The following is a 21,210-nucleotide window of genomic DNA, read 5'->3' as shown; positions in this document are numbered from 1 at the left end:
CAGCCCCAGCGTTGTCGCAAACTGCGGGTCCGGTGGCCCGGAAATGGAGATCAGGCGACCGCCCGGCTTCAGAACCCGAAGCGATTTCATCAGGGTTTTCGAATCTTGACTGTTCAGCACCAGATCATAGCCGCTCAGAACCGTCTCGAAATCCTGCGTTTTATAGTCGATGACCACATCCGCGCCGAGGCTCTTGACCAGTTCGATGTTTTTCGTGCTGGTGGTGGTGGCAACAAACGCACCAAAATGCTTGGCAAGCTGGATGGCAAATGTACCAACGCCGCCAGATCCTGCCTGAATGAACACCTTCTGCCCCTTGCGGAGTTTGGCGAGTTCGACCAGCGCCTGCCAAGCCGTCAGGCCGACCAGTGGAATAGACGCTGCTTCGCCCCAAGTCAGGTTCTTTGGCTTCAGCGCAACATCGTTTTCGTGGACAGAAAGACGCTGCGCGAACGTTCCAATACGGTGGTCACGGGGGCGCGCATAAACCTCGTCGCCGACATGAAAGTGACGCACGCTCGAGCCGACAGCAATGACTGTGCCTGCGAGATCGTGACCAAGGATGAACGGCGGCTTGTAGGCCAGAAGCGGCTTGAATTCGCCATCGCGGATCTTGGAATCCAGCAGGTTGACAGCCGTCGCCTTGATCTCGACCAAAACATCATTGGCCCCGACAACCGGTTCGGCCACGTCAACCATCCGTAGCGGGCCATTCTTTTTGTATTTCTCAACGATGAAAGCCTTCATAGGGCTTGTTCTCCAGTGTGGTGATCGCGCCGTGAGGCTGCGAGGAAGGTTAAGGCAGTCCGGGTGAATTCCGAGTGGTTCTGGAAGATGCCGCCATGGCCGGCATCGGGATAGATGACAAGTTCAGCATCTTCGATACGCTTGGCCATGTCGCGGCAGTTCGCCGTTGGCACCATGATGTCATTGTCGCCATTGGCGATCAGCACCGGGATCCGCAGCGCGCCTAAGTCTTGCGGTGCCTGTCTTCCCCATGCCGTGATTGCCTTGAGCTGGCGCAGGAACGCAGTCGGTGTCGGGCCCTTATCGCGATCCGTCTTGCGTTCCTTCAGACGGTTGAGAAAGGCCTTTGCCGCCTCACGACCATTCCGCGTCGACGTGAAAAATAGATAGGTCTTGGGGTCGCGCAGGGTTAGCAGCCCCTTGAGGATGAGTGGCCAGGAAACGCGTCCGACCCTGTCGATGCCCTTACCGCCCGCAGGACCGGTTCCGGCGAGGATCAGCTTACGCACAAGACCAGGCACCTTCAAAGCAAGATCCTGTGCGACGAAACCGCCCAAAGAAAAGCCGATGAGATCGACCGTGTCGAACCCCATCGCACGGATAAGCTTGATCGTGTCGTCTGCCATTTCAGCGACGGTCAGAGGCGCTTCTCCCCCTGATCCACCGATACCCCTGTAGTCGATTGCAATTACACGATGGTCACGCGCGAGCGCATCCACGATGCGCGGATCGAAGTTGTCAAGCACCGCACCCCAGTGGTTCAGGAAAATAATCGGGACGCCCTTCCGAGGACCCAGCTCTCGATAGGCAATCGGAACCCCATCGATGGAAATCGAGAGGTTGGGCACCTCGCTGTAGCGAGTAGTGGTTTGGGCAACGCTGGCAATGTTGGACATATCTTGTCCCCTTCTCGAACAGGAGGCTAGCGGCATATGTGCCACCGGATAATCTGCAAAAGTTCGGCGTCAGCCGAGACCAAACTGCTTGTGCAGCACCTTGTCGAAGAGACCACGCGGCAAGAAGCGGCGCGCAAAAGCGCCTTGCTGCGCCACTTTGCCGGAGGGATAGCGTAGCTTCGGCGACTTGTCGGTCGCCGCCCGGAGAATGGTGTCGGCAACGCTCTGTGCGGTATCCGCCGCCTCCATCGCTTTGGTATAGGCAACGTTGTAGCCAACGCGAAGACGATCATAGTCTTTAAGCGGAGCGTCTGCGGGGACAGAGCTTGCCTCGAAGGACGTGGCCGTCGTACCCGGCTCGATCACCAGCACACGAATGCCAAAGCCCCGGACTTCGTGATCGAGCGATTCCGAATAGCCTTCCAGCGCATGCTTGGTGGCTGAATAATGCGTGTTGAAGGGTGCGGGGATGAAGCCAAGACCGGACCCGACGTTGAGAATGCGACCACTGCCCTGCGCACGCATGATCGGGAGCACGGCGTTCGTCACCCGCACGACACCGAGGACATTGGTGTCAAAGAGCGCTCTCACCTGCTCGATCGAGCTTTCCTCGGCCGCTCCGACGATCCCGAAGCCCGCATTATTGATCAGAAGATCGATATGTCCAAGCTCGGCATGCGCCGCTGCGACCGCTTCTGCAACGGAAGCTTCGGACGTGACGTCGCAGGCCATCAGTCGGATCCCATCACGGATTTCAGCAGGCTTGGCTGTCCGGCTCGTGCCGATGACACGATATCCGGCCTTCTTGAGAGACATGGCCGTGGCCTTGCCAATCCCGCTTGATGCGCCTGTCAAGAATGCTGTCTTCTGTTGCCTGCTCATGCGGCTTGCCTCTTCGTTTAAGCTGGCCGACCTCAAGACAACCAGTTTTTGATTATGTTCGTCATCATTAAATATGATGGCCATAATCATTAGTCAAGAGGGCTCGGCTAGCCCGCGAGTTAGTTGGGGCCTGTCGCAAGTTTTTATGGTTAAGGTGCTGTTGACCAAAACGGTGGAAATTTCGCTCCCGATATAGCGGAGCGTAGCCATTATTCTGAATGCCATTGCCGCGACGTTGAAGCGCCAGTCGAAGGATGATTTCGCTACGCGGTCCTGCGGTTCAAGGGGCGACATTTCGAAGCATGGCTGATCGTGCAGGCGGTGACCTGGTATCTGCGTTACCCGCTCAGCTATAGAGGTCTCGAGGAGATGTTCCGCGAGCGCGGCTTCGAGGTCGACCACAGCGCCATCAACAGGTGGGTCCTAACCTATGCGCCTGTCATCGAAAAGCGGCTGCGCCAGTTTCGCCGACCGCATCGTGGCTCAGTCAGGATTGACGAGACCGACGTCAAGATCCGGGGCAAGTGGCGATACCTGCACCGCGCTATTGACAAGCACGGAAACCCGATCGGCTTCTTGCTCACGGCTAAGTGCGATCTCGACGCTGCCAAACGCTTCTTTCGCAAGATGCTCAAAGATGAGCCGCAGCTATCGCCCGGGAAGTTGGGAATCGATGACGCCAACACGTTTCCGTCAACGATCAAGACTGCCGTCGATGATGGGCTCTTGCATCCGAACCAAGTTCATTATGTCACCAAGCATCTGCAGCAAGGCATCGAGAGCGATCACTTCCGATTGAAGAAGAACATGCCCAAGATCGGCGGTTTCCAGTCATTCAAAACGGCACGCCGGACGATCGCAGGGTTCGAAGCGATGTTGTGGCTGCGCAAAAGCGCGAAATTGCCAGCGAGCGCTGGGTAGTCTCAACCTTCTGAGAGGTTTGCGACAAGCCCAGTTTTCACGCACCGGAGGCCTGCGGCAAGGTATGCATATTCGCTCTTGAAAGGATTTGAACCATCGGCATGCTAATGTTTGAACGTATTCTCACGATTCCGTAGTAGCTTCGTCGAGCAGGTACTCGATCCTGGCGCAGTCCATCAGGATCGAACGTTTTGACCGGAACGGCAGCTTGCTGTCGGCGACAATATCCATCGATAAGTACCAGCTTTCCAGACCCGTCAAGTCTTTCCGGCATGACACACCTAGCCTTGCGATGCGCGATCAATCGCACTGATATATGACGCGGGCACGCTCGAACCGCTGCGCCCTGATATCCTCGTCTCGCATCATCACGTAATAGGCACCCGGCCCGTTCAGACCTGCATTCGGGTCCACGCCGATCTGCGCGACAAGCCGCCAGTCCTTTGCGTCGGCAAGCAACCTCACAGCTTCCTCCGACTGCCAGGCTTCGCGCCGGCCACAATCAATCCCATTAGCGACCAGTTGGCTCGTCGCCTGCAAACCGTTCTGCAATGGCTGCGGAAAACCACAGAGTTGATGATTGTCGCGGTCCGCCATGTCAGGCGTCCCGAAGTCAGATAGCCACTCCTGGTAAGCTTCGAGAGCATCCTCATCGTCAAGCGGAAACGCGGACCAGGAACTGTCGCTTGGCGGGATGGGCGTCCAGATGGTGTGGCTCGTCGCCCGCGCGGCGGTAAAGACGCATGACCATTTCTCATCGCTGATCGCAAAAAGCTCCGGCGGAATAGGCGCGCGAATCAGTTCAGCGTCCGGAGTGTCATCCCACAGGACGCGCCACCCGACGGAGGCCGCCTCCGTGAAATCCTCCGGCTGCTCCAAGTAATCGTAGAAAACAAGGAGACGACCGTGATCGGGGAATGCGGGATCAAAGCCGACGAGCGTCGATAGATCCGAAAGATCGAACTGCCCCAGAAACGCTAGTGGAAATTCCCTCTCAACGGCGTCAGCGTTATCCCGGCGCTCCTGACTGAAGCGATCCCCTTGCTCCAGCGTCATCCAGGACTTCGGCTTTCTCGAATCCTCCAGCAGACGATCGGCTTCGCGACGATGCGCGGCCGCACGCTTTTCAGCATCCGGATAGGGGGGACGCCTCGGCCATGCCTTATCGGCCGGCAGATCTGGCCTGCCACCGATCTTTGTCGCGCCGAGAGGCAAGGCCTCTTCGTCGCAGCCGGATGTCGTCAGCAGAATTGCCGGCCGCGCCTGCGCAGCAAGTAATCTCTGTATCTCATCGGAGAGCCCGGATTTCTTTAGAGCCGACAGCAGGGCCTCGCGACTGCCGGGAAAAGGGAAAACGTCCATATCAATGCTCCCGCTTCTTATATAGAGTGTGCCATATGCACGCATCTGGAAGGCTGGCCGGTCAGCGGCTTAACGGCGGACATGGCACGATCAGCTACTGCCGAGGCCTTCCAATATTTGGCTTTGGCATGGCATCTTTAAGGCTCAGCATGTCCAGTCAAGCTTCATCTCCTTGAGGTCAATCTGGGCAGCCCCGCCACCGAAATTGAAACCGCCGAAGATTTCGGAGATTTCCAGGTAGTAGGGTGAGAAGTCAGGATACCCCTGCATCGGAAACATCATCTCGCCGAGATGGGCGTGCCAGTCCTGGAAGCGCTCCAACCCCAGTTCATGACCTTCCTCAGAATAGGCAGGAATATCGCCGCTCAAAGTGTTCTCGTGGCTGAATTCGCGCGCCGGCTTGCCAACGTTGGGATCGCCTTCGCGAAGCCTTATCTCGATCGGCCAACCGTAATCCAGCGCTTCCTGACCGGGCAGGTTCTTCCACCCACCTTGGGGCTTGGCCGCCATCAAAAGCGCGTTGACGGCGAGTCCACTAGGGGAGAAATCCGCCGCCGCCTGCCGCTCGGCGGCCGTCCTAGGCAGGTTGAATTCGCTGAAATACTCCGGCGGCGACTGTGAAAGCCAGCCGGGCACGGGGACACCCTCGATGATTGGAGGAGAGGCGAGCGGCGCAGAAAACTCCTCCTCCGTCAGCCAGAAGAGAGCGTATTCGTTGTCCATGAAGTCCATGTCGAAACGGCACCGATCGTCGTGGCCTCCCCCTTTTAAACATCACATCGTTGTCCTGCGTCGTTTCCCATTGCTTATCAACGAAGAACGAAATGGCGACATACTCTTCGCCAAGAGTTCGATATCATCCCGGCCGACACCAACGGTTTTGCCATCACCAGCTCCTGCAGTTTTGAAGACGCTCGTCTTCCCGTTAATTTGCGTTCCATTATCTGCCTGTTGATGCGCTGAATGCCTGGCTCAAGGCCTCAAGGATTGACAGCGGTAGCGTATTTCGGGCGATTTATCGCTGGGACAATGTCTCCCAGCGTGCACTTGCTCCGAAAGCGATCAATGACATTCTCAAACAGCGGGTCGCTATGGCAGGGCTCGATCCGGGACAATTTTCCTCGCATGGCTTGCGATCCGGATATCTTACGGAAGCCGCCAATCGCGGCGTTCCACTGCCAGAGGCGATGGAGCAATCTCGGCATCGATCCGTGCAGCAAGCGTCCCGTTATTATAACAGTGCAACGAGACGAAGCGGAAAAGCGGCGCGCCTTTTGCAGTGACAAGTGTTGGTTACCACGTAATGGGCTGTCCCTCACGGTCCAGATAGCGACGGCCCGACTTGCCCGCTAAGTAAAACGCCATGATTTGCGGCGCAGCATGCTGAAGATTGCATCACAGCCGGTTAGATCGGTGCGGATCCAAACACGTTTGTAGATGCAGTTTGGTTATGCCATCCGCCCGGATGGTGCACTGAAATTAGCTTAGAAGGCATAGGTTCCGCATCAATCTAACCAAAGCTGCCCGGCTGTCAGTTTTAAGTGCAGTCTCAATCAGATTGATTTCTCTCATCGTTCATGCATTGCGGTACTACCGACCTCATACAGTGGCGAAAACAAATACTCCAGGATACGGCGTTTGCCAGTCTTGACCTCCACTGTCACGGCCATGCCAAGGCTCAACTGAACCTTTTTATTGCCTGCGGTGATACCGTTTTGATCCATGCGCACCGAGATGGTTTTGTCGCAAAATTTCCCGATGGTTTGCGACCTCGATAACCATGCGATAGGTGTGGCCTCAAGGAAAGCAGGCAGACACGGTTGAGTGGTCATGGTCGATTTCAAAGGCAGTCACTATCCGAAAGAAGTGTTTTTCTATGTCCGATCTGCGGTTTCCTGCCGCGATTTGGAAGAGATTATGGCAGACCTTGGGGTCAATCTCGACCATGCGACGCAGAATAGATGGGTCGTGAAATATTCACCGATGATTGCTCTGCAAGCGATAGCCCTCTCTGCGACCGTGCCAAAAGTTTGCGACAGAGCCGTGTTTGGAAGCGACGACTGCCTGCAGGAAATCATCTTATCCCGCTGGGCGATAACTCTTTACTTTGGTTGGATCGGTTTCAATCCGCCCCGCGCCAATCAAGTCGAGGCAATAGGGCACGGACGGGAAAATCGTATCAAGGCAGATACGGATTGCGGCAGGATTGCCAGGGAGGTTGATAATCAACGTGTGGCCCCGCGTACCGGCAGTTTGCCTCGAAAGGATCGCCGTTGGTGTCTGGTCGAGGCTGACGCGGCGGAGCAATTCGCCGAATCCCGGAAGCTCCTTGATTACGACGGCGCGCATGGCCTCCGGGGTTTCATCGCGCGGTGCGGGGCCTGTTCCTCCGGTCGTCAAGATGAGGTCAACCCTATCCTGATCGCAAAAATCGATCAAAGTGTCGCGAACAGATTGAAAACCATCCGGAATGACCTTCTTGGTCAACTTGTAAGAAGACGTAACCGTCTTCTTTAGCCAATCCTCAATCAACGGCCCGCTCAAATCCTCATACTCGCCCCGGCTGGCGCGATCCGAAACAGTGACGATTACAATTTCCATATCATCCTCTCTCTACCAAGATACGACGGTCAACTCCTCTGACCGCACATGCTGAGCCCGTTCAAGCGGCACTCGTCTTCAACCTGATCTCCTCGACTGCCGTCATGCACCACGACAACACATCTGATAATTCGGGAGATAAACTGACTGAGAGCCCAGCCGCAAAGTCATCCCATGCAGGCCTATAATTTTCCTTGACGGAGGTCAGGACTGGAATTCCGTCAAGGCTTGCGGCCTCAAAAACGGATCGCAGTCCACCTCCTTCTGCCTCACCTTTGCCAAAGCGATTGAGAAACAGGATATCCGGCTTCTTTTGCAATTCGTTCAACGCCCAGACCGACACATTCGCCATCTCTTGCGGGTTCAGTCGGCAACCCCTGGAATGTTGCCCCAATGGTTGCATGATCTGCCAACGCTTGGCGGAGACAATATCTTCAACGTAGACGGCTCCACAGCACCGACCTTCCTCGCTCTGTGCGCGTTGAATGAGGCCCGCGACCTTGATACCGCGTTTTTGCAATTGGCGCGCAACGTCCTCAAGTAATGCGTCAGCGGCCTCATCTTGTGCAAATTCAATTGCCGCCAATTGTGCAAAATTTTGCGTCATCAATTTGTCTCGCTAAAGGCTGGTGCCGATTGAAACGGCATCCATTGCAGGATGTTTCCCTCTTCAAAGCCGTCACATTCAGCCGGGATCACGCACAGGCCGTCGGCAAAATTGAGGGGGAAAAGAGTTGCAGAACTGCCGTGCCCCACCGGTTCAACAACAGGAAATTGATCCTTCATTCCGACAATGCGCGCCGGTAGGTATTCGGTGCGCCCTGCTTTGTGGCGAAGGTTGATTGCGCAAATAGCGCTTGCAGAAAAGGGGGCGGCACCCTGACGGCCGGTGAGTGCTGCAATCTGCGCGGCTGCGAACAATTGGAACCCGACATAAGCCGCAAGCGGATTGCCCGGCAATCCGGTAAATAGAGCGTCCCCCAGCTTGCCGAAGAAAACAGGCTTGCCGGGTTTTAATGCCACACGATAGGCGTCAATCGTTCCACCAGAAATGATCAACGCTTCACGCAGCATGTCGCGCCCACCCGTCGACGCGGCCCCACTTGAAATGATCAGATCGAAGCGCCCGTCAAGCGAATGCAGGAATTCGACCAACGAGGCCATTTCGTCTGGCAAAATTCCAAGGTCGGTCACCTCAAATATCGGTCCAGCGCATAAGGCATGCAGCATCGGGCCATTGGCATCGAATATCGAAGACGATCCGGGCAGGAGATCTCCGCGAACCAGTTCATCGCCCGTAGACAGGATACCAATTCTCAATCTGCGTACGAGTGGGACGGAATAGATACCATTGGCAGCAAGCAAACCGATATGTCTTGCTTCAAGCAGAGTGCCCGCGCGGACAATAATAGCACCTTCCGCGATATCCTCGCCCCGAAAGCGTATATTGTCGCCGACAGCAGGAAGAGTGCGCAATGTGACTGTCCTGCCGTCAGATAAACAGTGCTCTTGCATGATGACCGCATCAAAATCGGGGGGAACCGGTGCGCCGGTAAAAATGCGGTATGCACCCGGCCTCTCATCGATGGCCTGATTTGTGGAGCCGGCGGTGATGGTGCCAAGAAGGTGCAAGCGCTGCGGACCACGTCCCATCAATTGACTTGTTCTGACAGCAAAACCGTCCATCGCGGAATTATTGAAAAATGGCATCGCTCTCGGCGCGCATATGTCGATTGCATTAACCCGCCCTACGGAATTGCGGATATCACTAGGTTCAATTTCCGCAATTGGCCTGACAAGCCCCCGTGCAATTTCCAATGCGACGCTTACGGGAATAAGTTGGCTCAATTGATCCACTGCTTCGCAGTCACACGATCTTGCAAGAGCGTCAGCCATTTTCACTTCCTTCCACCGCATCCACCAGTCATACTTCTATCGGTCTTCAGGCGGCTTTCAGCCTGACACCCGTAACCTCTGCGCCAGCCACCAGTTCTGCGACAAAATCACGGGCAGCATTGGCCCAGGCTGCCTTTTCCAGCATGTCACGGACGCTTGGAGCTGCTGCCTCAAACGGGAGAACGGCACCTTCGGCACGCGCGTCCAGCCGGATGATATGCAGGCCATAACGGCTCAGGATCGGGAGTTCTGAAATGGCACCTTCAATCAGGGCATCCATCGCCGCTTCGAACTCTGGCACGGTATCGCCGGAGATCAATTGGCCCAGCCGCCCGCCCGCTTCGCGTGAAGAACAAGCGCTGTTCTCGCGAGCCAGCGTGTCGAATGCGCGCGGATTACGCCGGATCTCGACCAGTAAAGCCTCCGCTTGTGCCTGAGCGGTCGTCAAGCCCACGGGATCGTCGGGGCGAACCGGCAATAGGATGTGTGCAGCCTCATAGAGCGTCGGCGCTCGCCAACGGTCGGGGGCTTCTTCGTACGCGGCAAGAACCTCGGCGTCGGTCGGTACGCCGGGCTCTACGGCCAGATCAACAACTTGACGAACGAGCGCTTCGTCCGTGGTCTCGATCTTCCCCTCGCTTACCTCTTGGGGATCTGGCTCAAGGCCACGCCGCCGTGCCTCTTGCAACAAGAGTGCCCGGATTGCCAAGGCCCTTGCAGCCGCAGTCCAGGCCAGGCCAGGCTTTGACTTGGGTGCGGGATGGTTCTGCGCTTCGTCTGCAATTGCCTCGGCAGATATTATTTCGCCGTTCACTGTCACTTTGGAAAGAAAAGATGCCATTTAGGTCACTCCGCCGGATATTTCGGGCTGTGCTTTCTGGTCCGCACGATCTGGTAACCTGGCCGCCATAGATAGCGGACCGGCACCGACAGCATGTGAACAAGGCGGCTGAATGGGAACAGGGTGAATATCGTCAGTCCAAGAAAGATGTGCAATTGGAACAAGAGTGGCGCGCCTGCGGTGTAGCTTGCAGCGCGCGCATCCAAGGTGAAGATCGCCTGCGCCCATTGCATGAATTTCACCATCTCACCGCCGTCGATATTCTGCACAGAAATGATAATCGTCAGCAAACCAAGGCAAAGCTGCAACAGCAGAAGCGACAGGATGATTATATCCATCATGCTCGACGTTGCACGAATACGCGGATCGACAAGCCGCCGGTGGATCAGGATGATGCCGCCTAAAAGCGCCATAGTTCCGGCCACTCCGCCCACCACGACGGCAAGGATCTGTTTGGCCTCATGGCTGATGCCCAGGGCCTTGATCAGAGGCAAGGGTGTCAGAAGACCGAAAAAATGGCCGAAAAAGATAATCAACACGCCGACATGAAACAGGACCGAGCCAAGTATCAGCTGCTTGCGTCGCAAGAGTTGCGAGGACGATGATTTCCAGGTGAATGGGTCGCGTTCATAGCGTGCGATAGAGCCGATCAGCAACACGCTAAGTGCGATGTAGGGGTAGATGCCGAAGATAAAATCGTGCATTGCGGGTCTCCTCTACTGGGTAGCCCCGGCGCGTGCCGGAGAAAGGGGAACGTCCATTTTAGCGAGGATGTCGCGTGACACCGGGCAACCTGCATTAGGGTCGGGTGCAAAGGTGACCTGCGCCTCCTCCCAGACTGCATCGAGTGCCGCAAGATCTTCCGGGTTGTCATCGGGCTCGGCCAGCAATGCTGCCGCCACCTCACCCTCGAGAGCACCTTTGCCAAGATCAGCCAGAGCAGCAAGGACCGCTGCGTAGGGTGTCTCACGGCGCGTCAGGCGCTCAGTCAGCACAGCAAGTATCGGTCCCGCGTCGGCGAGAATTTCCCTCGCAACCGCGATTGGCTGGGTTGCAAGAAATTCGAGCAACACTGGCAGATGATCGGGTAGCTCCGGCCCGACAAGATCGAAACCACCGGCGCGATAGGTTTCCAAAAGATCCACCATCGCACCGCCTCGGTCCCGGCTTTCACCGTGGATATGCTCGAAAAGGTTGAGTGACAATGTCCGGGAACGATCGAAAAGCAGGACATAAGCCTCTTGCAGATCAAACAGATCACCCATTGCAATGTTTCGAAGCAGCGGTTGCAATACCTCCGCTTGCGCAGGTGTCAACAGCGCCTCGGCAACAAGCACCTTGCGTATCAAAGGGATCGCCTCTTGCAAATCGCTGGATGGATAACTCAGCAGCGCCGACAGCGCCTTGAATGTGCGGATCATTGCCAACCATCCTTTGGTGTCACGTATTTCTTGCTACCAAACAGCTTGCCCGAGCTGATGCCACCCGAGCAGCCGTTGCCATCGGTAAAGCCGCATTCCGATCTGAGATCATAGGCATCTTCGACCACCTCGCGATGCGTCGTCGGGATGACGAAACGATCCTCGTAGTTGGCGATTGCCATCAATTGATACATCTCGTCGATCTGCTGCGGCGTCATGCCCACACGTTTGGCGACGCCAAGATTGATGACGCCGTCCACGGTTTTCGACCGCATATAAGCCCGCATCGCCAGCATCCGCTCCAATGCCGAAATTACCGGCTTCTCATCGCCTGCGGTCAGCAAATTGGCGAGATACTGCACTGGGATGCGCAAGCTTTTCACATCCGGCATCCCGTCTTCGGCATCGATCATTCCGGCCTCAGCGGCGTTCTGGATCGGCGACAGCGGCGGGACATACCAAACCATTGGCAAGGTGCGATATTCCGGGTGCAGCGGGAAGGCGATCTTCCATTCCATCGCCATCTTCCAGATCGGAGAATTACGAGCACCCTTGATCCAGTCTTCCGGAATACCTTCGGCACGCGCTGCGGCGATCACCTCCGGGTCATTCGGGTCGAGGAACACGCCAAGCTGCGCGTCATAAAGATCCTTCTCATTCCCGACGGAGGCCGCATCTGCGATCTTGTCTGCATCGTAGAGCATCACACCAATATAACGGATGCGCCCAACGCAGGTTTCCGAACAGACTGTTGGCAGGCCGCTTTCCAGACGCGGGTAGCAGAAGGTGCATTTCTCTGACTTGCCAGTTGACCAATTGTAATAAATCTTCTTGTAGGGACAGGCCGAGACACACATCCGCCAACCACGACATTTCTCCTGGTCGATCAGTACGACACCGTCTTCCTCGCGCTTGTAGATTGCACCGGAAGGGCATGCTGAAACGCAAGCAGGATTGAGACAGTGTTCGCAAAGGCGCGGCAGATACATCATGAAGGTCTGCTCATACAGACCATACATTTCCTTCTGAATACCCTCGAAATTGTAGTCTTTCGAACGCTTCGAGAATTCGCCGCCGAGGATTTCCTCCCAATTCGGGCCCCATTTGATTTTCTCGATCCGCTCCCCCGATATCAGAGAACGCGGCCGCGCGGTCGGAAACGCCTCCATCTCGGGGGCAGATTTCAGATGATCATAGTCAAAGGTGAACGGCTCATAATAGTCATCTATCTCGGGCAGGTTGGGATTGCCGAAGATATTGGCAAGGATACGCCACTTGGCTCCCTGCTTGGGGCGGATTTTCCCCGCTTGGGTGCGCTCCCAACCGCCGTTCCAGCGCTTTTGATTTTCCCAATCCTTGGGATAACCAATGCCGGGTTTCGTCTCGACATTGTTGAACCACGCATATTCAACGCCGTCGCGACTGGTCCAGACATTCTTGCAGGTGACGGAACAGGTGTGGCAACCGATACATTTATCGAGATTGAGCACCATGCCGATTTGCGCGCGTATTTTCATTCTGCTGCCTCCACCTTGGCCGGGGCATCAAGCCAATCGACCTTTTCCATCTTGCGCACGACCACGAATTCATCTCGGTTCGAGCCGACTGTGCCGTAGTAATTGAACCCGTAGCTTAGCTGTGCGTAGCCGCCGATCATGTGGGTGGGCTTGAGCACCGTACGGGTGACCGAGTTGTGGATGCCGCCGCGTTTGCCGGTGATTTGACTGCCCGGCGTGTTCAGGATCTTCTCCTGTGCGTGGTACATGAACAGATTGCCTTCCTTGATCCGCTGGCTGACCACACAACGCGCCGTCAGCGCGCCGTTGGCGTTGAAGACTTCAACCCAGTCGTTATCGACCAGCCCGGCCTTTTTGGCATCGACCTCGGAAATCCAGACAATCGGCCCGCCACGGCTAAGCGTCTGCATGAGGAGGTTATCGGTATAGGTCGAATGGATGCCCCATTTCTGGTGCGGGGTGATGAAGTTCAGCACCACGGTTTTCGAATCTCCGGCAAGGCCAATCGCCGGAGCGATTGTCTTCAGATCAACCGGCGGACGCCAAGTGACCAGAGCTTCGCCAAAGGCGCGCATCCATTCGTGATCCTGGTAGAGTTGCTGGCGTCCCGACAGCGTGCGCCACGGGATCAGTTCATGAACATTGGTATAGCCAGCATTATAGCTGACCTCCTCGCTCTCGATGCCGGACCAGGTGGGTGAGGAAATGATCTTGCGCGGTTGAGCCGCGATGTCGCGGAAGCGGATCTTTTCATCGCGCTTGGCTTCAGCAAGGTGGCGATGGTCTCGCCCTGTGATCTTTTCCAGTGCTGCCCAGGCTTTTGCCGCCACTTCGCCGTTGGTTTCGGGGGCAAGCATCAAGATCATCTCGGCCGCATCAATGGCAGTATCAAGACGCGCCAAACCCTTGGTCACACCCTCGTCCGTCACACGACCGTTCAACGCCTGCAGATGATGGACTTCTTCCTTTGTGTCCCAGGCAATGCCTTTGCCACCATTGCCGATCTTTTCCATCAGCGGCCCCATCGAGACGAATTTTTTGCTGAGGTTGGGATAATCCCGCTCAATTTCGATATAGTTGGGTGCTGTTTTGCCGGGAATGAGGTCGCACTCGCCCTTTTTCCAATCAGCCACGACGGACTGCGCCAATTCGGCGGGTGTGTCGTGCTGTAACGGCCAGGCAACGACATCGCTTTCCACCCCAAGAACTTCGGGCGCAATATCCGAAAAGCGAGCCGCAATCAGCTTGAAGATTTCCCAGTCGGTCTTGGACTCATAGGCCGGGTCCACTGCCGCCTGCAAAGGGTGGATGAACGGATGCATATCGGAGGTGTTCAGATCATCCTTTTCATACCAGCTCGCCGTCGGCAGCACGATATCGGAATAGACGCAGGTTGTTGACATGCGGAAGTCGAGTGTTACCAGCAGGTCAAGCTTGCCTTCAGGTGCTTTGTCATGCCAGGTCGCCTCAAGCGGCTTTTGGCCTCCTTCCTCGCCCAGATCCTTGCCCTGAATGCCATGGTCGGTGCCAAGCAGGTGGCGCAGGAAGTATTCATGCCCCTTGCCTGATGATCCCAACAGGTTTGAGCGCCAGATAAACAGGTTGCGTGGCCAGTTTTCGGGTGCATCCGGGTCTTCGCAAGACATTTGCAAGGTGCCTGATTTCAACTGTGCCGCCACATAGTCTGCCGCTGTTTTGCCTGCGGCCTTGGCCGCGCGGCCAACATCCAGCGGGTTGGTTTTGAGCTGGGGGGCCGAGGGCAGCCAGCCCATGCGCTCGGCCTGAATGTTGTAGTCGATCAGGCTGCGCTCGGCCCAATTGCCAGCAGGAGCAGTTGGCGACAGGATCTCCTTGGCTGATACGGTTTCATAGCGCCATTGATCGGTATGGGCGTAGAACGCGCTGGTTCCATTCATCTGCCGGGGTGGCCGTGCCCAATCGAGCGCAAAGGCAAGTGCTGTCCAGCCGGTCTGGGGACGCAATTTTTCCTGGCCAACATAATGCGACCAGCCACCACCCGATTGCCCGACGCAACCGCACATCACCAGCATGTTGATGATGCCGCGATAGGTCATGTCCATATGGTACCAATGGTTGACCCCTGCCCCGAGAATGACCATGGATTTGCCACGGGTTTTCTCAGCATTGGTCGCAAAGGCACGTGCAACGGTGATGATGCGGTCGCGTTTCACGCCGGTGATTTTTTCTGCCCAGGCCGGGGTAAACGGCATGTCGTCATCGAACGAGCGTGTGACATTGTCGCCACCCAAGCCGCGATCAAGGCCGTAATTGGCGCAGAGCAGATCAAATACCGTGGTTACCAGCGTCTCGCCGTCTTTCAATGCCATGCGCTTGACCGGAATATTGCGTGTCAGAACTGCACCACGATCATCTGAGACGAAATGCGAATGCGCTTCGCCGCCGAAGTAAGGAAAATCGACGCCGACCACATCGTCGCGATCGTTCTCAAGGATCAGGGAGGATTTGAGATCGAGATCGACGCCTGCGGCCTTTTTCTCAAGATTCCATTGCCCATCCTGGCCCCAGCGAAACCCGATAGAGCCATTTGGCACCACGACCTCACCCGTTTTGGCATCAAGGCCAACCGTTTTCCAGTCGGGGTTATTGTCCTCGCCCAAGGTGTCGGTGAAGTCAGAAGCCCGCACCATCCGCCCGGGGATAAATTTGCCGTCCTTTTCCTCAAGCTTCACCAGCAGCGGAAAATCGGAATATTGACGGGTGTAGTCATCAAAATAGGGCACCTGCCGATCCAGATAATATTCGCGCAAGATCACATGGCCCATGGCCAGCGCCAGAGCAGCATCGGTCCCGGCCTGTGGATTGAGCCAGATATCGCCGAACTTGGCGGCCTCCGAATAATCGGGGCTGATAACGGCGGATTTTGCACCCCGATAGCGTGCCTCGGTGTAAAAATGCGCATCCGGCGTGCGCGTCTGCGGCACGTTGGAGCCCCAGAGGATCATGAAGCTCGAATTATACCAGTCGGCACTTTCCGGCACATCGGTCTGCTCGCCCCAGGTCTGGGGTGACGCCGGTGGCAAATCACAATACCAATCATAGAAAGACAGACAGGTACCGCCCAGAAGCGATAGGTAGCGTGCGCCGGCGGCATAAGACACCATCGACATTGCCGGGATCGGCGAGAAGCCGAAAACACGGTCAGGGCCGTAGTTTTTCGTGGTATAGGCATTGGCGGCGGCGATGATCTCTGTCACCTCATCCCATGAGGCACGCACAAATCCCCCCTTGCCGCGTGTCTTTGTGTAGCTTGCCCGCTTCTTCGGATCGGACTGAATGGCAGCCCATGCGGCAACGGGGCTCATCGATGCCCGCGCCTCGCGCCATAGCCGCATGAGGCGGCTGCGGATCAAGGGTGTTTTGACGCGGTTGGCAGAGTAAAGATACCAGCTGTAACTGGCCCCTCGTGCGCAACCGCGTGGTTCGTGATTGGGCATGTCGGGCCGGGTGCGCGGATAGTCGGTCTGCTGTGTTTCCCAGGTGACGATGCCCGATTTAACGTAGATTTTCCACGAACAGGAGCCGGTGCAGTTGACGCCATGGGTGGAACGCACGATCTTGTCGTGGCGCCAGCGGTTGCGATAAACCTCCTCCCAATCCCGGTTTTCAATCGTCGTCTGGCCATGACCGTCGGCGAATGAGTCGACTTTGTTGGATTTGAAGAAATTCAGGCGGTCGAGAAGATGGCTCATATTGCAATCCTTTCAGGTCAAGCTTGGACAGCGGTCTGGCGTGCGCCACGTTCCGCAGTGTTGAGGAGGCCACCGCGTCGGGTGTAGTAAGCCCAGGTCAGGACCGCGCAGAGGATGTAAAAGCCAAGGAAGCCCCAGAGTGCCGCCGAGGGGCCGCCGGTGATGGCGATAGAGCTGCCATAGGCTTTGGGGATGAAAAAGGCACCGTAGGCGGCAATGGCCGAGGTGAAGGCAATGATTGCTGCACTCTCGCGATCAATTTGCTTGCGCAGGTCGCCATCTTTGAGCTGTGGCATGAGGCGAGGCACTTCACGCGCCATGATCGCGGGGATCATCTGGAAGGTGGAGGCATTGCCGATCCCCGTGAGAAGAAACAGCGCCATGAATGTCATGAAGAAGCCTGTAAAGGCACCCGGCTGGTCCTTGATGCCGAGGAAGAAGATCACACCAAACACTGCTGCAATCATTCCGATAAAGGTCCAGAAGGTGACGCGGCCGCCGCCGAAGCGGTCAGCGACCCAGCCTGTACCTGCGCGGCTCAGCGCGCCCACAAGCGGGCCGAGGAACACGAGCTGCAGCGAGTTCACCTCAGGGAACATCATCTTGGCCAGCAGAGGAAAGCCCGCCGAATAGCCGATGAAACTGCCGAATGTTCCGGTATAAAGAACGCACATGATCCAGTTGTGCTTGCGCGAGAAGATGATGGCCTGCTCTTTGAAGCTGGCTTTGGCATCAGCAATGTCGTTCATGCCCACCCACGCTGCGACGGTCGAAAGGATGATGAATGGCACCCAGACAAAGCCGGCATTCTGCATCCACAGCTGACCGCCCTTGGTCATGGTTTGTGCCTCGCCACCCATGATGCCAAAAACACTGGAGGTGATGACGATTGGCACCAGAAACTGCATGACCGAGACGCCGAGATTGCCGAGTCCGGCGTTTAAGGCAAGCGCATTGCCCTTCTCAGCCTTAGGGTAGAAAAAGGCGATGTTGGCCATTGAGGACGCAAAGTTGCCCCCGCCGAAGCCGCAAAGCAGCGCCAGAACCAGAAAGATCAGATAGGGTGTTTGGGGATTTTGCACCGCATAGCCAATGCCCATGGCGGGCAACAGAAGGGATGCAGTCGAAAGGGTGGTCCACAGCCTGCCGCCAAAGATCGGAACCATGAAGCTGTAAAAAATCCGAAATGTCGCGCCCGAAAGTCCGGGCAATGCCGCCAGCCAGAAAAGCTGCTCAGGGGTGAAGGTGAAGCCAATGGCTGACAGCCGTGCCACCACCACTGACCACACCATCCACACACCAAAGGCTAAAAGCAGGGCGGGGATGGATATCCAGAGGTTGCGTCGCGCAATCCGGCTCCCTTTCGTCGTCCAGAATGCCGTATCTTCGGGTGTCCATTCTTCCAGCGTATGGGTCTGGTTTGCTGCCGTGGTGGCGGGCATTCCCTGCATTTCGGGCAATTCTGGCAGTTGGTCCAGCATTGCACCCTGGGCGGATCGCTCCATATGGCGGATGGCCAGATGCATCCAGGTAAGCGACACGCAGACCAAAAGGAACAACAAGGCGAAACTGGACGTGTAGATGCCGGTGAGATCGAGAACTGCTCCGAACAGGATGGGGAGAATAAAGCCGCCAAGCCCGCCGATCATGCCGACAAGACCACCCACTGCGCCGACATGTTCAGGATAATAGACCGGAATGTGTTTGAACACCGCCGCCTTGCCAAGGCTCATAAAGAAACCGAGCATGAACAGCATGATGACGAAGGGCAGGAAGTCCATCCGGGTGGAAAACGCAATCGGGCCATTTTTGCTTTGAATGACGTAATCCGTGGCCGGATAGGACAACATGAACAGCAAAATGGCGGAAAAACCGAAGCTCCAATACATCACCGAGCGGGCACCGAAACGATCAGAGAGATGACCACCATAGGCCCGAAACAGCGAGGCGGATAATCCGAATGCCGCCGCTGCCATGCCGGCTGTGCGAATATCGACGTGATATACGTTGACGAGGTAATGCGGTGTCCAAAGGGCAATGGCAACGAACCCGCCGAAAACAAAGAAATAATAGGTGGCGAAGCGCCAGACCTGCAGGTTCTTCAAAGGTGCAAACTGTTGGCTAAGCGTGGGGGCTGCCTTGCCACTCGCGCGCCGGGCCACCAGCTGTGGATCATCCTTGGCAAGGAAGAAAAACGCAATGGCCATCAGCGCCAGGGCGGCCGCCCAGACATGCGCAACCCCATGCCAGCCATAAGCGACCATAACGAGAGGCGCGACAAAGGCGGTGACAACAGCCCCCACATTTCCGGCCCCAAAGATTCCAAGCGCTGTGCCCTGCTGGCTCGCCGTGTACCAGCGGGACACATAAGCGACCCCGATGATGAATGATCCGCCAGCGAGGCCGATCCCCAAGGCCGCAATCAGATACATTGCGTAGCTTGTGGCCCAGGTCAGCATCCATGTTGCCAGTGCGGTCAACAGCATTTGAGCGGCGAAGACGATCCTACCACCATATTTTTCCGTCAACACGCCCAGAAACAGCCGTGTGATGGATCCGGTCAGAACAGGTGTGGCAACCAGCAGACCGAACTCGAATTCATTGAGCCCCAGCTCTGCCTTGATCGCCACGCCAATGATCGAAAAGATTGTCCAGACCGCAAAGCATGCCGTGAACGCGACCGTGCTAAGAGTGAGAGCGCGCCTTCGATCACCATTGGATATCATCGGCTTGTCCAACATTGACATTCTCCGTTGTCAGCGCGGGCAATTTCCACGCGCTTTCCAACGACGAAAGCTGATGTGGTCTGGTGGAGGATTGATATGAATCAAACGGGCGCGAAAGGCCCTGACAATCGAACCGGATTTGACCTTCGACAAAAACGGACCCCAAAAATGCCAGGCAAGCATAGTGAAATAGCTCGCTCGTTTCTGGACATGGGTCACGCAGTGGCTTACCATATGATAAGTGCAAAATAGTGATTTGGGGTTGGCTTTGCGTGATGTCGAGCGTCAATATATTCGTCAACTGCCCTTGTTTCGCACCATGGATGAGGAGAATTTCAACGCATTGACGCGCACCGCCTACGACCAGACCTTCCCGGCTTCGGTGAAACTGATCGACGAAGGTTCTCTGGCGGACTTTCTGCATATTGTTGTCGAAGGATCTGTCGAACTTTTTGCTGGATGGCAGGGCCACGAAACCACCATGGGGGTGGTGCGCCCCATTTCCACCTTCATTCTCGCGGCCGCCATTAAAGACGCGCCCTATCTCATGTCGGCACGTACCCTTGAAAAAACCCGTGTGATCCTTGTGCCCAGTGTCGATTTGCGCGCAATTTTCAGAATTGATCCCGAATTCGCAATGGCAACGATTACCGAACTTGCAGAATGTTACCGTACTTCGGTGCGGCACACCAAGGACCTCAAGCTGCGAAATGCCCGCGAGAGACTTGCCGCATATATTCTGCGTCAAGCAAAGTCAGCGACCAACGGCGTCAGCTTTACTTTGCCCATCGAAAAGCGGTTGCTTGCTTCACTTCTCGGCATCACACCGGAAAGCCTGTCGCGAGTGATGAAATCGCTCAAGGAGGTTGGTGCCAAGATTGATGGTCAACGTATCATCATCACCGATCGTGGTGCGCTGGAGGCTTTGGCGCACCCAACGCCGCTGATTGATGGACCAGACCACGATAGCTGACAATTTTCACTGTCCTTCGTCGGCAACCATGACGATCTACACGTCAATCATCGGAGCGAAGCTTGTTTGCATTGTGACCGGTTTCTGGCAGTGCCATTTCTTTTATATATTTCCGGTGCCCCGTGTGCCTCGCTTCTTCGGCTTTGCCGCAGTTTCGGACCCATTCTCTTGCCTTGAACGGATTCGATCGACTGGCTTCGGCGTGTCGCGTGAATCATGCTCGACACCTCCTGCAGGCTGAGACATCCCGCCCCGCAGGACGATACGATCCACACGTTTGCGAGCAGCTGCGGTGCATCCTCATCTGCTACATGCATCTGCTTCGCATCCGTCAACGCAGCTAGAGGATCAAGTGATGACAGAATTGAATAAAAGGATCGTGCTAGCAGTAAGGCTGGTTGGTCGGCCACAGCAAACCGATTTCAGCACCGAAGAAACGAAGATGCCGGAGCCCCGCGATGGCGAGGTTCTGCTCGAAACCATCTACCTTTCGCTCGACCCCTACATGCGGGGCGCATGAGCGACGCCCAATCCTACGCGGACCCGATCGAGATCGGCAGCGTGATGGTCGGTTCCACGGTGGGAAGGATCAAGACGTCACACCATCCGAACTGGAAGGAGGGCGAGATTGTCGTCGCCTACTCGGGCTGGCATAGCCATGCCATCTCAGATGGAAGCGATTTGCGACAGATTGAT

General features: G+C 56.2%; 16 protein-coding genes and 4 pseudogenes. 5 read left to right on the top strand and 15 right to left on the bottom strand.

Annotation, left to right across the window (positions count from 1 at the left end):
• From BJF95_RS11035 to BJF95_RS11025, 3 genes are all read right to left on the bottom strand, one after another.
• Positions 1–747, bottom strand: a 747-nt coding sequence (locus BJF95_RS11035; protein ID WP_075639513.1) for an NADP-dependent oxidoreductase, incomplete at its 3' end; no start/stop codon positions are given.
• A complete protein-coding gene (locus BJF95_RS11030; protein ID WP_075639512.1) occupies positions 744–1,643 on the bottom strand; it encodes an alpha/beta fold hydrolase in 900 nt (299 codons plus the stop codon). The genes BJF95_RS11030 and BJF95_RS11035, both read right to left, overlap by 4 nt.
• 69 nt (positions 1,644–1,712) lie before the next feature.
• Positions 1,713–2,525 carry an oxidoreductase gene (locus tag BJF95_RS11025; protein ID WP_075639530.1) on the bottom strand — a complete coding sequence of 271 codons (813 nt, stop codon included), beginning with the start codon at positions 2,523–2,525 and terminating at the stop codon, positions 1,713–1,715.
• 208 nt (positions 2,526–2,733) lie between these two features.
• On the opposite strand from BJF95_RS11025, the pseudogene BJF95_RS11020 reads away from it, so the two are divergent.
• A pseudogene (locus BJF95_RS11020) lies at positions 2,734–3,416 on the top strand (IS6 family transposase); the annotation flags it as partial.
• A gap of 330 nt (positions 3,417–3,746) precedes the next feature.
• On the opposite strand, the gene BJF95_RS11015 reads toward BJF95_RS11020, so the two are convergent.
• Positions 3,747–4,808, bottom strand: a complete 1,062-nt coding sequence (locus BJF95_RS11015; protein ID WP_075639511.1) for a DUF1963 domain-containing protein — start codon at positions 4,806–4,808, stop codon at positions 3,747–3,749.
• Between the two features lie 144 nt (positions 4,809–4,952).
• On the bottom strand, positions 4,953–5,540 hold the full coding sequence (locus tag BJF95_RS11010; protein WP_245297295.1) for a hypothetical protein: 588 nt from the start codon (positions 5,538–5,540) through the stop codon (positions 4,953–4,955).
• A gap of 215 nt (positions 5,541–5,755) precedes the next feature.
• Here BJF95_RS11010 and BJF95_RS11000 point away from each other — a divergent pair.
• Positions 5,756–6,091: pseudogene (locus BJF95_RS11000) on the top strand (tyrosine-type recombinase/integrase); the annotation flags it as partial.
• Positions 6,092–6,376: 285 nt separating this feature from the next.
• Here the strand turns inward: BJF95_RS11000 and BJF95_RS10995 are convergent.
• The gene (locus tag BJF95_RS10995) at positions 6,377–6,640 is read right to left on the bottom strand and encodes a hypothetical protein (RefSeq protein WP_075639510.1); all 264 of its coding nucleotides are present in this window, start codon (positions 6,638–6,640) and stop codon (positions 6,377–6,379) included.
• On the opposite strand from BJF95_RS10995, the pseudogene BJF95_RS24410 reads away from it, so the two are divergent.
• Positions 6,639–6,815 (top strand): annotated as a pseudogene (locus BJF95_RS24410) (IS6 family transposase); the annotation flags it as partial. The gene BJF95_RS10995 and the pseudogene BJF95_RS24410 overlap by 2 nt on opposite strands.
• A gap of 72 nt (positions 6,816–6,887) precedes the next feature.
• Here the strand turns inward: BJF95_RS24410 and mog are convergent.
• From mog to BJF95_RS10945, 9 genes are all read right to left on the bottom strand, one after another.
• Positions 6,888–7,409: a molybdopterin adenylyltransferase gene (mog, locus tag BJF95_RS10985; protein ID WP_075639529.1), complete on the bottom strand. Its 522-nt coding sequence runs from the start codon at positions 7,407–7,409 to the stop codon at positions 6,888–6,890.
• A 61-nt stretch (positions 7,410–7,470) separates the two neighbouring features.
• Positions 7,471–8,016, bottom strand: a complete 546-nt coding sequence (locus BJF95_RS10980) for a DUF2478 domain-containing protein (RefSeq protein ID WP_075639509.1) — start codon at positions 8,014–8,016, stop codon at positions 7,471–7,473.
• Positions 8,016–9,305, bottom strand: a complete 1,290-nt coding sequence (locus tag BJF95_RS10975) for a molybdopterin molybdotransferase MoeA (protein WP_075639528.1) — start codon at positions 9,303–9,305, stop codon at positions 8,016–8,018. The genes BJF95_RS10980 and BJF95_RS10975 overlap by 1 nt, the downstream gene beginning before the upstream one ends.
• A gap of 46 nt (positions 9,306–9,351) precedes the next feature.
• Positions 9,352–10,146, bottom strand: coding sequence for a peptidylprolyl isomerase (locus tag BJF95_RS10970; RefSeq protein ID WP_075639508.1), 795 nt, complete (start codon positions 10,144–10,146; stop codon positions 9,352–9,354).
• A 5-nt stretch (positions 10,147–10,151) separates the two neighbouring features.
• The gene (narI, locus tag BJF95_RS10965; protein ID WP_075639507.1) at positions 10,152–10,850 is read right to left on the bottom strand and encodes a respiratory nitrate reductase subunit gamma; all 699 of its coding nucleotides are present in this window, start codon (positions 10,848–10,850) and stop codon (positions 10,152–10,154) included.
• Between the two features lie 12 nt (positions 10,851–10,862).
• Complete coding sequence (gene narJ / locus BJF95_RS10960; RefSeq protein WP_075639506.1) at positions 10,863–11,567, bottom strand: nitrate reductase molybdenum cofactor assembly chaperone; 705 nt, start codon at positions 11,565–11,567, stop codon at positions 10,863–10,865.
• Positions 11,564–13,084 carry a nitrate reductase subunit beta gene (narH, locus tag BJF95_RS10955; protein WP_075639505.1) on the bottom strand — a complete coding sequence of 507 codons (1,521 nt, stop codon included), beginning with the start codon at positions 13,082–13,084 and terminating at the stop codon, positions 11,564–11,566. Before narH ends, narJ begins: the two co-directional genes overlap by 4 nt.
• Positions 13,081–16,815, bottom strand: a complete 3,735-nt coding sequence (locus tag BJF95_RS10950; protein WP_075639504.1) for a nitrate reductase subunit alpha — start codon at positions 16,813–16,815, stop codon at positions 13,081–13,083. The genes narH and BJF95_RS10950 overlap by 4 nt, the downstream gene beginning before the upstream one ends.
• 17 nt (positions 16,816–16,832) lie before the next feature.
• Positions 16,833–19,556, bottom strand: coding sequence for a nitrate/nitrite transporter (locus BJF95_RS10945; RefSeq protein ID WP_075639503.1), 2,724 nt, complete (start codon positions 19,554–19,556; stop codon positions 16,833–16,835).
• A 253-nt stretch (positions 19,557–19,809) separates the two neighbouring features.
• Between BJF95_RS10945 and BJF95_RS10940 the strand changes: the two genes are divergently transcribed.
• Together BJF95_RS10940 and BJF95_RS24655 are read left to right on the top strand one after the other, a co-directional pair.
• Positions 19,810–20,514 carry a helix-turn-helix domain-containing protein gene (locus BJF95_RS10940; protein ID WP_075639527.1) on the top strand — a complete coding sequence of 235 codons (705 nt, stop codon included), beginning with the start codon at positions 19,810–19,812 and terminating at the stop codon, positions 20,512–20,514.
• A gap of 355 nt (positions 20,515–20,869) precedes the next feature.
• Positions 20,870–21,147: pseudogene (locus BJF95_RS24655) on the top strand (NADP-dependent oxidoreductase); the annotation flags it as partial.
• Positions 21,148–21,210 lie beyond the last annotated feature (63 nt).

This window comes from Rhizobium oryziradicis (assembly GCF_001939045.1).
GTDB classification, from domain to species: domain Bacteria; phylum Pseudomonadota; class Alphaproteobacteria; order Rhizobiales; family Rhizobiaceae; genus Allorhizobium; species Allorhizobium oryziradicis.
Note: the sequence above shows the minus strand (reverse complement) of the source record. Positions and strands in the feature narration are given on the sequence as shown.